Here is a 12,286-nt window from a genome sequence, read left to right as displayed (position 1 = left end):
CTTGAACATTGCCGAATGGCTGGCGGCGACGGCGCGGGCACGTCCCGATGCGCCGGCGCTGCTGACCGGCTTTGATCTGGACGCCGACTACGCGACCTTCGCTCGCCGCGCCGCCTCGATCGGGGCGGCGCTGGCGCGCGATCATGGCATTGCCGCGGGCGACCGCGTCGCGCTGTTTGCGTCGAACTGCACGCAATATCTCGAATGCCTCTACGGCATCTGGTGGATCGGCGCCGCGGCGATTCCGATCAACGCAAAACTGCACGGCCGCGAGGCGGCGTGGATCTGCGGCAATGGCGGCGCAAAACTCGCTTTCGTCTCCGATAACACGGTCGGTGCGCTGAGCGAGGCGAAGGACGATTGTCCCGCCGGCATGACCCTGCTGTCGGTCGACAGCGACGCCTACAAAACGATGCGGAGTGGCGAGGGCGCGCCCGCGCCGCTGCCGCGCGAAAGCAACGATCTCGCCTGGCTGTTCTATACATCGGGCACGACCGGCCGGCCCAAGGGCGTGATGCTCAGCCACGGCAATCTGCTGGCGATGTCGCTGTGCTATCTCGCCGACGTCGATCCGGCGACGCCGCACGATGCCTCGCTCTATGCGGCGCCGATCTCGCATGGCGCCGGCCTCTACAATTTCCCGCATGTCCGGATGGGCGGCCGCCACGTCGTTCCCGAGTCCGGCGGCTTCGATCCGGACGAGGTGCTCAACCTCGGCCGCCAGCTCGACAATGTCGTGATGTTCGCGGCACCGACGATGGTGCGCCGGCTGGTCGATGCCGCCAGGAAGCGCGGCGAGAACGGCGAGGGGCTGCGCACCATCATCTATGGCGGCGGCCCGATGTATACCGCAGACATCCGCGACGCGATGGCGACGATGGGCCAGCGCTTCGTGCAGATCTATGGCCAGGGCGAGTCGCCGATGACGATCACGGCGCTGTCGCGCGGCTGGCACGCCCGGAGCGATCATCCGCGCTATCTGGAATGGCTGGCCTCGGTCGGCACCGCGCAGAGCGTCGTCACCGTGCGCATCACCGGCAAGGACGGCAAGCCGCTGCCCGCAGGCGAGACCGGCGAGATCGAGGTCAAGGGCTTAACCGTGATGCTCGGCTACTGGAACAATCCGAAGGCCAATGCCGAGACGCTGAAGGACGGCTGGCTGCGCACCGGCGATGTCGGCCGGCTCGATGCCGACGGCTTCCTGACGCTGTCGGACCGTTCCAAGGACGTCATCATCTCCGGTGGCACCAACATCTATCCGCGCGAGGTCGAGGAAGCGCTGCTGACGCATCCCGACGTCCGTGAGGTCTCGGCGATTGGCGTGCCGGATCCGGAATGGGGCGAGATCGTCGTCGCCTGCGTCGTGCTGGAGGATGGCGCCACCCCCAACGACGGCAGGCTCGACGCCCACTGCCTTGCCTCGATCGCCCGCTTCAAGCGGCCCAAGCGCTACGTCTATCTCGATGCCCTGCCGAAGAACAACTACGGCAAGGTGCTGAAGACCGCGCTGCGGGAGATGATGGCCAAGGGCATGGGCCAAGGCGCGATGAGGCCGGGTTGAATCGAAAACATCGAAAACAACCCCATGCACAGTAGGGATTGGGGTGACTAAAGCCGTTAGGGGATAGGCCACAGCCTCCCGTCGCGCTAAGCTGGCTGCGCCCAGTCACCGGGAGAACGGACCATGGGAATCGAGACGTCTCTGTCGCTGTCGGAAGTGAACGATCGCATCGCGATCCTCCGGGACAATATCAGGCAGCTGATCGAGCAGGCCGCAGGCGCTGCGGGCGCCGAAGTCGAGGAGCGCATCGCCCAGCGGCTCGAGCAGCAGAATGCGGAACTGGAGAAGCTCCTGAAGGCGCGCGAGGTGATGACGGGGCAGTAACCGGCATCGGGCCGGCGGTAGGCACGCTTCGCCCGCCCTGCGTTCCGTCGCGCGGAAACGATCCGGCCGCCACCGCGCATACGCCCATACGCCCGGCGCAGCTTGATCTCGGCAAAGACCTCCCGTTACTAGGCTTCAATCCAGAACAGCCGGGGAGCGAGCAGCACGATGGGACCATTGCAGGGTATCAAGGTCGTCGACATGACGACCGTGCTGATGGGACCCTACGCCACGCAGATGCTTGGCGACTACGGCGCCGACGTCATCAAGGTGGAATCGCCCGATGGCGACGTGACGCGGCAGATCGGTCCGACCCGGCATCCCGGCATGGGCCCAGTGTTCCTCAACACCAACCGCAGCAAACGCTCGGTCTGCCTCGACCTGAAGAAGCCGGCAGGGCGCGAGGCCGTGCTGCGGCTGATCGCGAAGGCCGATGTGCTGGTCTACAATGTGCGCCCGCAGGCGATGGCGCGGCTGCAGCTCGGCTACGACGTCGTCGCCAAGGTCAATCCGCGGCTGATCTATGCCGGCGTGTTCGGCTTCGGCCAGGACGGGCCGTATGCCGCGAAGCCCGCCTATGACGATCTGATCCAGGGCGCGACCGCGCTGCCGGCGCTGATGGCGCAGACCTCGGACGGCGTGCCGCGCTACGTGCCGAATGCGCTGGTCGATCGCATCGTCGGCCTCACCGCGGTCGGCGCGATCTGCGCGAGCCTCGTGCACCGCGACCGCACCGGGCAGGGCCAGCGCGTCGACATCCCGATGTTCGAGACCATGGCCGGGTTCGTCATGGGCGACCACATGGGCGGGTTGACTTACGACCCGCCGCTCGACAAGGGCGGCTATGCCCGTCACCTCTCGCCGGACCGGCGGCCGTACAAGACGCTCGACGGCTATATCTGCGTGATCGTCTACAACGACAAGCAGTGGGAGAACTTCTTCAAGGCGACCGGCCGCAACGATCTGCGCAGCGATCCGAAGTTCGCGACCTTCGCCGGCCGCGCCAACAACATCGATGTCGTCTACGCCGAACTCGCGCGCATCCTGCAGACCAAGACGACGGCCGAATGGAACGAGATCCTCGAGAAGGCCGACGTGCCCGTGATGCCGATGCACGATCTCGAGAGCCTGCTCGAGGACCCGCATATGGTCGCGACCGGCGTCTTCCCCGTCGTCGAGCATCCGACCGAAGGTCGTATCCGCAGCATGACGCCGTCGGCGCGATGGTCGGAGACCAAGGTGGAACGGAACCGGCTGGCGCCGCGGCTCGGCGAGCACAGTGAAGCGATCCTGCGCGAGGCGGGTTTCTCGACTGAGGAGATCGCGGCGATGCTGCGCGACGGCGCGGCCAAGGCGCTGAAGGCATAGGAGACGACAGATGGATTTCGCACTCTCCGCCAACCAGGAATCGATCCGCGACGCGGTGGCAAAAATCTGCTCGCGCTTTGACGAGGCCTATTGGCTGAAGAAGGACAAGGAGGGCGGCTATCCGGCCGACTTCCATCGCGCGCTGGCCGATGCCGGCTGGCTCGGCATCTGCATCCCCGAGGAGTATGGCGGCTCCGGCCTCGGCATCACCGATGCCGCGATCATGATGCGCACGATCTCCGAATCCGGCGCCGGCATGTCCGGCGCATCGGCCGTGCACATGAACGTGTTCGGGCTCAATCCGGTGGTCGTGTTCGGCACCAAGGAGCAGTGCCAGCGCATGTTGCCGCCGATCATCGACGGTCGCGACAAGTCCTGCTTTGCGGTCACCGAGCCCAACACCGGCCTCAACACCACCCAGCTCAAGACCCGCGCGGTGCGGCACGGCGACAAATACATCGTCAACGGCCAGAAGGTGTGGATCTCGACCGCGCAGGTCGCCAACAAGATCCTGCTGCTCGCGCGCACCACGCCGCTGGAGGAGGTGCGGAGCCCGACCCACGGCCTCAGCCTGTTCTACACCGACTTCGACCGCAAGCGCGTCACCGTGCATGAGATCGAGAAGATGGGCCGCAAGCCGGTCGACTCCAACGAGCTGTTCTTCGAGAATTTCGAGATCCCGGTCGAGGACCGGATCGGCGAGGAAGGTCGTGGTTTCGAATACATCCTGCACGGCATGAACCCCGAGCGCATCCTGATCGCGGCGGAAGCCGTCGGCCTCGGTCAGATTGCGCTGAAGCGGGCGTCGGAATATGCCAAGGGCCGCATCGTGTTCAACCGTCCGATCGGCATGAACCAGGCGATCCAGCATCCGCTGGCGAAGTGCTGGATGGAGCTCGAGGCGGCCTGGCTGATGGTGCTGCGCGCCGGCTGGCAATATGACCAGAACCTGCCGTGCGGCCCCGCGGCGAACTCCGCAAAGTATCTGGCGGCGGAAGCCGGCTTCCACGCCTGCGAGCAGGCCGTGATGACCCATGGCGGCTTCGGCTACGCCAAGGAGTACCACGTCGAGCGTTACCTCAGGGAGTCGCTGATCCCGCGCATCGCGCCGATCAGCCCGCAGCTCATTCTCAGCTTCATCGGCGAGAAGGTGCTCGGCCTTCCGAAGTCGTATTGATGATGGGAAGTGTTAGTGATGGTCGTCATTCCGGGATGGTCCGAAGGACCAGACCCGGAATCTCGAGATTCCGGGTTCGATGCTTCGCATCGCCCCAGAATGACGCTCTGAGAGAGGTGAGGTGAAATGAGCTTCGTCACCGGCGTCGGCCTCACATCTTACGGCAAGCATGAGGGCTTGTCCTCGCTCGACCTGATGAGCAAGGCAGCCGAGCTTGCGATCTCCGATGCCGGGCTGAAGCGCGCCGACATCGACGGCATCCTGTGCGGCTATTCCACGGTCGCGCCGCACATCATGCTGGCGACCGTATTCGCCGAGCATTTCGGCATCCGCCCGTCCTACGCCCACGCCGTGCAGGTCGGCGGCGCGACGGGACTCGCGATGACCATGCTGGCGCATCACCTCGTCGATGCCGGCGTGGCGAAACACGTGCTGGTGGTCGGCGGCGAGAACCGGCTGACCGGGCAGAGCCGTGACGCCTCGATTCAGGCGCTGGCCCAGGTCGGGCATCCCGACTACGAGGTGACGCTGGGGCCGACGATCCCGGCCTATTACGGCCTGGTCGCGACCCGCTACATGCATGAATACGGGCTGACGCAAGAGGATCTCGCCGAGTTCGCCGTGCTGATGCGCAAGCACGCCCTGACGCATCCCGGCGCGCAGTTCCACGAGCCGATCACGGTTGCCGATGTGATGGCCTCGAAGCCGGTGGCGATGCCGTTAAAGCTGCTCGATTGCTGCCCGGTGTCCGACGGCGGCGCGGCCTGCGTGATCAGCCGCGAGCCGACCGGCGAGCGGCGGGTCCGCATCCGCGGCTGTGCCCAGGCGCACACCCATCAGCACATCACGGCCGCGCCCGCGTTGAGTGAACTCGGCGCGGAGATTTCGATCGCGAAGGCGAAAGCGGCGTCGGGCATCGCGATCTCGGACGTCCGTTACGCCGCGGTCTACGACAGCTTCACGATCACGCTGGCGATGCTGCTGGAAGATCTCGGCCTCGCCGGACGCGGCGAGGCCGCGGCGCGAGTGCGCGCCGGCTATTTCAATGGGGATGGTGAGATGCCGCTCAACACCCATGGCGGCCTGCTCAGCTACGGTCATTGCGGCGTCGGCGGCGCGATGGCGCATCTGGTCGAGACCCATCTGCAGATGACCGGCCGCGCCGAAAACCGCCAGGTGCGCGATGCCTCGGTCGCGCTGCTGCACGGCGACGGCGGCGTGTTGTCGTCGCATGTCAGCATGTTCCTGGAGCGCGTGCGATGAGTGGACCGATCGCTGACTGGACCAAGGGCGCGGAAGCCATCATCTATCAGACCTGCAACGCTTGCGGCGCGCGGCAATATTTTCGCCGTAGCTTCTGTGCGGCGTGCGGCTCGCCTGATCTCGCCGAGCATCGCGCGAGCGGGGCAGGGACGGTGTATGCGACATCGCTGGTCTGCCGTGCCGCAACGCCGGAGACGCGGGCGCATGTGCCCTACAACATCGTGCTGGTCGATGCCGACGAGGGCTTTCGCATGATGGCGCATGGCGATAGCGACCTTGCCATCGGCGACAAGGTCTCGGCGCGCTTCACGCAATTTGCGGGACGGCTGGTGCCGTATTTCGAAAAGGCGAAATGAGAGGGGCTGAACGATCCAGTCAGAACGCGAAACCAGGCTGAATTGGTTCGCTCTCGCCCCTCCAGTTGCGGATGACTTGTTTAGGCATGATCTTTCCGAAAACCGCTACACACTTTTCGGGATCATGCCTCAGTGCCAGTAAAAGACAAAGCTGGCGATGACGAGCATCGCCGTCACCGCCAGCATTTGCGCAAGCGCTTCCGAGGCCGCCCTCTTGGTGGCTTCCTTCATGCGTTTCCCCTAGACTTGGGCGTGACTCATCGTTGCGCAGATTACGCGCTCGACGGCCAGATTTTTTACTCGGAACACCCCGCGTCGAGCATTCGCTTTGATGAGTCCCCACTCAGCGAATATCGACTTTGGCAGGGTTGTCTTTGAATGCGGCGGCAATTTGACTCGGGCGTGTTGCTCCTGCGACGGCTGCCCGATACTGTTTCGAACCCGACAGAAACGACAGCAAGATCAAGGTTAGGAAATGGCCCGTATCGACTACTCCGATCCCGCGAAGGCAAGCCCGCGGACCCGCGAGATCCTCGACAAGAACCGCAACGCCAACATCTTCCGCATGATGGCGCATTCGCCGAGCTACTTTGAACAGTACTGCCGGCTCGGCGGCGCGATCCGCCACAAGGGTGAGCTCGATCCGATCGTGCGCGAGCTTGCGATCACGCGCACCGGCATTCTGTGCGAGGCGCCTTACGAGATCGTCGCGCACAAGCGCATCGGCAAGAATGTCGGCGTCACCGACGAGCAGAATGCCGCGCTGGAGAATTGGCAGTCTGCGACCTGCTTCAACGAGGTGCAGCGCGCCGCGCTCACCTTCACCGACGAGATCGTCAAGCTGAAGAAGCCGACGGATGCGACGTTCAAGGCGATCGCGTCGCTGTTGACGCCGGCCGCGCTGATCGAGCTGCAGCTCTCGGTCGGTTTCTACATCATGACGTCGAAGTTTCTCGAGACGTTCGAGATCGACATGCAGCCTGTGACGGAAGTGGTGAGCTGAGGTCTAGCCGGGCGCAGACTCCTTTGCCTCGCCCCGCTTGCGGGGAGAGGCCGGAGCGCATGAAATGCGATCCGGGTGAGGGGGAGCCTCCGCGAGTCTAACTCGGAGTCATTTTGCGGAGGCGGCCCCTCACCCCAACCCTCTCCCCGCAAGAGCGGGGCGAGGGGGACGAGAGACCTACCCCGACGTCAGCAGATCCACCTTCGCGTTCGCCACGATCAGCCGCTCGGTAAGGATCTGCGCGAGGTTGCGCATGATCCGCTCGCCCGCGCGCGGGTGCTGCTCGCGGAAGCGCTCGAAATCCGTGATCGCGACCTCATAGGCGGTGGCCGACATATCGGCGATCACGTCTGCGGTCCGCTTCGGCTCCAGCAGTGCCATTTCGCCGAACGCCATGCCGGCAGTCAGGGTCGCGAGACGGATGCCGTCGGGCAGGGTGACGTGGACCACGCCGCTGCGCAGGAAGAACAGCGAGGTCGCCTCGGTGCCCGCGGTGATGATCTTTTCGTTCGGCTGGTAGGTCCTGACCGCGCAGAGCGCGGCGAGATCGGCGATCTCGGCCTCGCTCAATCCGGCGAGCAGCGGCTGCTCGGAAAGCTCTGTCGTCTCGAGGAAGTCGATCGAGCCGCCATAGCGGTAGACGATCTGGTCCTCGGCCCATTCGATCGCGGTGTCGAGCAGGTAGAAATCCCTGATATTGCTGAGCCGGTTGGTCCACTCGCTGATTGTGGTCCATTCGCGCGAGGTCCGCTTGATGCCGGAGAGGATCACGGTGACGCCAAGCTCCGCCAGTTCCTGGAAGGCCTCCGCGACCAGCCTAGCGCCGGCGCGGGTCGTCGCGGTGACGCGACGCAGGTCGAAGATCACGAACTCCGGCCGCGGGCTGCCGGCGAGGCGGCGCGAGACATAGTCGACATTGGAGAGTGACAGCGTGCCGACCAGTTCGATCACGCGCACCTCCTGGAAGTGCTTTGCCAGGATCTCCTGTTCCTGCGGCCGCCGCACCCGGCGCGACGGGTTCTTGCCGATATTGTAGTCGGCGATGATGCTGTGGCGGGCGTCGTCGCTGCGGTTCAGCATGTGCAAATCGTAATGCGCCGACAGCGCCTCGCAGACCTTGATGCCGCGCACGCTGTTGCCGTGCTTGTCGAGTTTTGGCGAGTAGCTACCGAGCCCGAGCCGCGCCGGCAGTGCCGCCAGGATGCCGCCGCCGACGCCGCTCTTGGCAGGGATGCCGACGCGGTAAATCCATTCGCCGGCGTAGTCGTACATCCCGGACGACGTCATCACGGACAGCGTGCGCGCGATCGCGTAGGGCGTCACCACCTGTTCGCCGGTCAAGGGATTGATGCCGCGGTTGGCCAGCGTCGCCGCCATCACGGCGGTGTCGCGCGCGGTGACGAGGATCGCGCATTGCCGGAAATAGACGTCGAGCACCGCAGGCACGTTCTCGGTGATCACGCTGTTGGTGCGCAGCAGATAGCCGATCGCCCGGTTGCGGTCGCCGGTGGCGCTCTCGGAGGTGTAGACCGCATCGTCGACGTCGAGCTCGCGGCCGGCGAAGCGGCCGAGCGCATGGCGGATATAGTCGAACGCGCCGTCGCCCTTGTCGGCATGGAGCAGGCCGGAGCAGGCGATCGCGCCAGCGTTCACCATCGCATTGAACGGGTGGTTGTCGGCATTGAGCCGGATCGAATTGAAGGGGTCGCCGGATGGTTCGACGCCGATCACGCTTTCCACCCGCTCGGCGCCCAGCGTGTCCAGCGCCAGCGCGAACACGAACGGCTTCGACATCGACTGGATGGTGAAGGGCACCCGGGTGTCGCCGACCTCGTAGACATGGCCGTCGAGCGTCGCCAGGCTGATGCCAAAATGGGCAGGATCGGCCTTGCCGAGCTCGGGGATGTAGTCGGCAACCGCGCCGGCCTCCTCCGGCAGGAAGTCTGCGTAACAAGTATGCAGAAACCGCAGCAGCGGCGGCTGCGAGCGGGCCCAGTTGACGGTAGAGGCAGTGACGGGAGGAGGTGATCGCTTCATCGCCTCCAGTTGTGCAACGCAATCAGGGCGCGCGCAACCGAGCGCGCCTCGACGTCAGCCGTGAGGCGGCCGGATCGGACGCGATCGGAGGGGCCACCGACTTTCGAACAGATGTTCACAAAACGAGCGGTTGCTCGGCATTTGTTTCGTCATACGAAACTTCCTGATCGGGAATGTTTCGAAAGCGAAACAGCGTGCGCCATTGTGTTGGCTGCAGGGCAACCACCACCCAGGATGCGGCATCTGGGAATTTGATCCGTGCGAGGCGGCGGCACGCCCGCCGTCAGGTCTCGACGATCGCGATCGCCTGGCCTTCGGCGATGACATCGTCAATCCTCACCAGAATCGACTTGATTTTGCCTGCTGCCGTCGATGTGACCGGTATCTCCATCTTCATCGCTTCGACGAACGCAATCTCGTCGCCATCGCCGATGCTGCTGCCGGTTTCAACAGGAAGCGCGCAAACGCGCCCGGCAACTTCGGTCACAACCTTGATCTCTGGCATTCCACTCTCCGATACCGTCTAGCGGAAATTTCATCCGGCGAACGGCTTTTTGTTGTGGCGGCAGATTGCCTGAGGTAGCTTCATCTGCAAGTGGAATTTTATTCCGCATGACGGAATGGAGCCAAACAAAATGGGACGGCGCTCGGAACGGCTTAGCAGGCAGGGAATGCTCGCCAGCGAGACTGGCGATGGCGATGTGATCCAGGTGGTGTCGCGCGCCTTCGATGTGTTGCGGTGCTTCGAGGGACATGAAGCGCGGCTCGGCAATCTCGAGATCTCGAACCGCTGCGGTCTGCCGCGTTCGACGGTGTCGCGCTTGACGCACACGCTGACGCGGATGGGACAACTCGTCTATCTGCCGCGCGACCAGAAATATCGCATCGGGCCGAGCGCGGTCGCGATGAGCACCACGATGATGAAGGGGCTGCAGCTTCGCAACCTGATCCGGCTGCGCTTGCAGGATGTCGCGGACCAATTGCCCGGCACCGTGGGCTTCGTCATCCCCGACCGTTTTCATCTGGTCTATCTGGAGTTCGCCCGCGCGGCGAACGCGCTCGGCCTGCATGAGGCGACCGGCAGCCGCATCTCGATGGCGACCACCGCCGCCGGCCATGCCTACACCGCCGCGCTCGATCCCGCGATCGGTGATGCGCTGATCGCGGAGATGGAAGGCGAGTTGCCGGAGGGCGCCAAGATGCTGACGCCGCGCATCGCGGCCAACCGCCGGCATCTGCAGGAGCACGGCTATGTCGTCGCCTGCGGCCTGTGGAGCCCGCACATCAACGGCGTCGCGGTGCCGCTGTGGTCGCCGCAATATCAGACCTATGTGGTTACCACGATCGGCCTGCTCTCGGCGATGTATGACGAGGCGCGGCTGCATCGCGAGGTGGCGCCGCAGATGGTCGATCTCGCCGCCGCGCTCGGCAGCCTGCTCGAAGGCGCCGACGGCGACATCTTCAACAATCGGATCGAACGCAAGTCGCTTCCGGTGACCGCCCATAACAACAACAAAATCATCAAGACGGAGGCAATGAATGAACTGGAAGCCGGAACTCGACGACCTCGCCCGGCGCGAAGCGTTCGCGCGGGAGATGGGAGGCGTTGACAAGGTCAAGCGGCAACGCGACCAGGGCCGGCTCACAGTTCGTGAGCGCATCGACAAGCTCGTCGACCAGAACAGCTTTCACGAGGTCGGTGCCATCTCCGGCATCGCCGAATACGACGAGAGCAACGAACTCAAGCATCTGACGCCGGCGAACTGCGTGTTCGGCCGCGCCAAGGTCGACGGCCGCACCGTGGTCGTGGTCGGAGACGATTTCACCGTGCGTGGCGGCTCGGCCGATGCCTCGATTTCCGCCAAGCCGCTGATGGCGGAGGAGATGGCGCACGACTTCCGCCTGCCGATCATCCGCGTGATCGAGGGATCCGGCGGCGGCGGCTCGGTGAAGACCATCGAGACCAGGGGCGCCGCCAATCTGCCCGGTGGCGTCGGCGGCACCCGTTCGTACTGGTTCACGCTTGCCAATCTGGCGCAGGTGCCGGTGGTCGGCCTCGGGCTCGGCTCGGTCGCGGGCCTGGGTGCCGCGCGGCTGGCGGCCACGCATTACTCGGTCATGACCAAGAGCTCCGCGATGTTCGTCGCCGGTCCGCCGGTGGTGAAGCGGCTCGGCCAGGATCTGACCAAGCAGGAGCTCGGCGGCGCCGACATCCAGACCCGTGCCGGCGGGATCGACCAGGCCGTTGACACCGAGGAGGAGGCGTTCGACTACGCGCGGCGCTTCCTGTCCTACTTGCCGTCGTCGGTCTACGATTTGCCGCCGACCATTCCCTGCACCGACGACCCGGAACGTGCCGAGGAATCGCTGATGAAGGCCGTGCCGCGCAACCGCCGGCAGGTCTACAAGATGCGGCCGATCATCGAGGCCGTGGTCGACAAGGGCTCGTTCTTCGAGGTCGCCGCCAATTTCGGCCGGCCTGTCATCACCGGGCTGGCGCGGATCGAGGGCCGGGCGGTGCTGCTGCTCGCCAGCGATCCCTTCCACTATGGCGGCTCGTGGACCTCGGACGCGTGCCAGAAGGTGGTGCGCTGGGTCGACTTCGCCGAGACCTTCCATCTGCCGGTGGTCTATCTGATGGATTGCCCCGGCTTCATGATCGGGCTCGAGGCGGAGAAGTCGGCGACCATCCGCCACGGCGTGCGCGCGATGGCCGCGGTCAACCAGAGCACGGTGCCCTGGTGCACCATTATCATCCGCAATGCCTTCGGCGTCGCCGGCGTGGTGCATCAGCCGGCCAACCGCTTCTCGATGCGCTATGCTTGGCCGTCCGCCTATTGGGGTTCGCTGCCGCTCGAAGGCGGCATCGAAGCGGCCTATCGCGCCGAGATCGATGCGGCCGAAGATCCCGCCGCCAAGCTGCGCGAGATCGAGGATCGCCTCAACAAGCTGCGCTCGCCGTTCCGCTCGGCCGAGAAATTCTGGGTCGAGGAGGTGATCGACCCGCGCAAGACGCGCTCGCTGCTCTGCGAGTTCGCGCGCCTCGCCGAGCCGATCCGCAAGGCCGGGCCGCCGAGCAACATGTCGACGCGGCCGTAAGCCTTTGATGTTGTCATTCCGGGGCGGTCCGCAGGACCGAACCCGGAATCTCGAGGTTCCGGGTTCGATGCTACGCATCGCCCCGGAACGACATCACG

At 65.0% G+C, this 12,286-nt stretch carries 11 protein-coding genes; 9 read left to right on the top strand and 2 right to left on the bottom strand.

From position 1 onward, the window contains the following. Position 1 precedes the first annotated feature (1 nt). From QMZ05_RS08150 to QMZ05_RS08120, 7 genes are all read left to right on the top strand, one after another. Positions 2 to 1,561, top strand: a complete 1,560-nt coding sequence (locus tag QMZ05_RS08150; RefSeq protein WP_353700334.1) for an AMP-binding protein — start codon at positions 2 to 4, stop codon at positions 1,559 to 1,561. A gap of 123 nt (positions 1,562 to 1,684) precedes the next feature. Beyond that, positions 1,685 to 1,885 carry a hypothetical protein gene (locus QMZ05_RS08145; RefSeq protein ID WP_146984508.1) on the top strand — a complete coding sequence of 67 codons (201 nt, stop codon included), beginning with the start codon at positions 1,685 to 1,687 and terminating at the stop codon, positions 1,883 to 1,885. A gap of 168 nt (positions 1,886 to 2,053) precedes the next feature. Continuing rightward, complete coding sequence (locus QMZ05_RS08140) at positions 2,054 to 3,253, top strand: CoA transferase (RefSeq protein WP_353700333.1); 1,200 nt, start codon at positions 2,054 to 2,056, stop codon at positions 3,251 to 3,253. Between the two features lie 10 nt (positions 3,254 to 3,263). After that, positions 3,264 to 4,430: an acyl-CoA dehydrogenase family protein gene (locus tag QMZ05_RS08135; RefSeq protein WP_353700332.1), complete on the top strand. Its 1,167-nt coding sequence runs from the start codon at positions 3,264 to 3,266 to the stop codon at positions 4,428 to 4,430. 126 nt (positions 4,431 to 4,556) lie between these two features. Beyond that, on the top strand, positions 4,557 to 5,693 hold the full coding sequence (locus tag QMZ05_RS08130; RefSeq protein WP_353700331.1) for a thiolase family protein: 1,137 nt from the start codon (positions 4,557 to 4,559) through the stop codon (positions 5,691 to 5,693). Continuing rightward, complete coding sequence (locus tag QMZ05_RS08125) at positions 5,690 to 6,049, top strand: OB-fold domain-containing protein (protein WP_353700330.1); 360 nt, start codon at positions 5,690 to 5,692, stop codon at positions 6,047 to 6,049. Before QMZ05_RS08130 ends, QMZ05_RS08125 begins: the two co-directional genes overlap by 4 nt. A gap of 475 nt (positions 6,050 to 6,524) precedes the next feature. After that, positions 6,525 to 7,052, top strand: coding sequence for a carboxymuconolactone decarboxylase family protein (locus tag QMZ05_RS08120; RefSeq protein ID WP_353700329.1), 528 nt, complete (start codon positions 6,525 to 6,527; stop codon positions 7,050 to 7,052). A 177-nt stretch (positions 7,053 to 7,229) separates the two neighbouring features. Here the strand turns inward: QMZ05_RS08120 and glsA are convergent, their stop codons facing one another. Then, positions 7,230 to 9,089, bottom strand: a complete 1,860-nt coding sequence (gene glsA, locus QMZ05_RS08115; protein ID WP_353700328.1) for a glutaminase A — start codon at positions 9,087 to 9,089, stop codon at positions 7,230 to 7,232. A 283-nt stretch (positions 9,090 to 9,372) separates the two neighbouring features. Continuing rightward, a complete protein-coding gene (locus QMZ05_RS08110; RefSeq protein WP_353700327.1) occupies positions 9,373 to 9,594 on the bottom strand; it encodes an acetyl-CoA carboxylase biotin carboxyl carrier protein subunit in 222 nt (73 codons plus the stop codon). A gap of 130 nt (positions 9,595 to 9,724) precedes the next feature. On the opposite strand from QMZ05_RS08110, the gene QMZ05_RS08105 reads away from it, so the two are divergent. Both QMZ05_RS08105 and QMZ05_RS08100 read left to right on the top strand, forming a co-directional pair. Further along, positions 9,725 to 10,699, top strand: coding sequence for a helix-turn-helix domain-containing protein (locus QMZ05_RS08105; protein ID WP_050418843.1), 975 nt, complete (start codon positions 9,725 to 9,727; stop codon positions 10,697 to 10,699). Continuing rightward, complete coding sequence (locus QMZ05_RS08100) at positions 10,629 to 12,188, top strand: carboxyl transferase domain-containing protein (protein ID WP_353700326.1); 1,560 nt, start codon at positions 10,629 to 10,631, stop codon at positions 12,186 to 12,188. Before QMZ05_RS08105 ends, QMZ05_RS08100 begins: the two co-directional genes overlap by 71 nt. Positions 12,189 to 12,286 lie beyond the last annotated feature (98 nt).

Origin of the sequence: Bradyrhizobium sp. INPA03-11B, from assembly GCF_040446015.1 — a bacterium.
Taxonomy (GTDB): domain Bacteria; phylum Pseudomonadota; class Alphaproteobacteria; order Rhizobiales; family Xanthobacteraceae; genus Bradyrhizobium; species Bradyrhizobium macuxiense_A.
Note: the sequence above shows the minus strand (reverse complement) of the source record. Positions and strands in the feature narration are given on the sequence as shown.

What these genes read in the sequence shown, in the direction of transcription:
- QMZ05_RS08135 (WP_353700332.1), top strand. Translation starts at nt 3,264, where the DNA reads ATGGATTTCGCACTCTCCGCCAACCAGGAATCGATCCGCGACGCGGTG.
- QMZ05_RS08140 (WP_353700333.1), top strand. Translation starts at nt 2,054, where the DNA reads ATGGGACCATTGCAGGGTATCAAGGTCGTCGACATGACGACCGTGCTG.
- QMZ05_RS08105 (WP_050418843.1), top strand. Translation starts at nt 9,725, where the DNA reads ATGGGACGGCGCTCGGAACGGCTTAGCAGGCAGGGAATGCTCGCCAGC.
- QMZ05_RS08120 (WP_353700329.1), top strand. Translation starts at nt 6,525, where the DNA reads ATGGCCCGTATCGACTACTCCGATCCCGCGAAGGCAAGCCCGCGGACC.
- QMZ05_RS08145 (WP_146984508.1), top strand. Translation starts at nt 1,685, where the DNA reads ATGGGAATCGAGACGTCTCTGTCGCTGTCGGAAGTGAACGATCGCATC.
- glsA (WP_353700328.1), bottom strand. Translation starts at nt 9,089, where the DNA reads ATGAAGCGATCACCTCCTCCCGTCACTGCCTCTACCGTCAACTGGGCC.
- QMZ05_RS08130 (WP_353700331.1), top strand. Translation starts at nt 4,557, where the DNA reads ATGAGCTTCGTCACCGGCGTCGGCCTCACATCTTACGGCAAGCATGAG.
- QMZ05_RS08125 (WP_353700330.1), top strand. Translation starts at nt 5,690, where the DNA reads ATGAGTGGACCGATCGCTGACTGGACCAAGGGCGCGGAAGCCATCATC.
- QMZ05_RS08110 (WP_353700327.1), bottom strand. Translation starts at nt 9,594, where the DNA reads ATGCCAGAGATCAAGGTTGTGACCGAAGTTGCCGGGCGCGTTTGCGCG.
- QMZ05_RS08100 (WP_353700326.1), top strand. Translation starts at nt 10,629, where the DNA reads ATGAACTGGAAGCCGGAACTCGACGACCTCGCCCGGCGCGAAGCGTTC.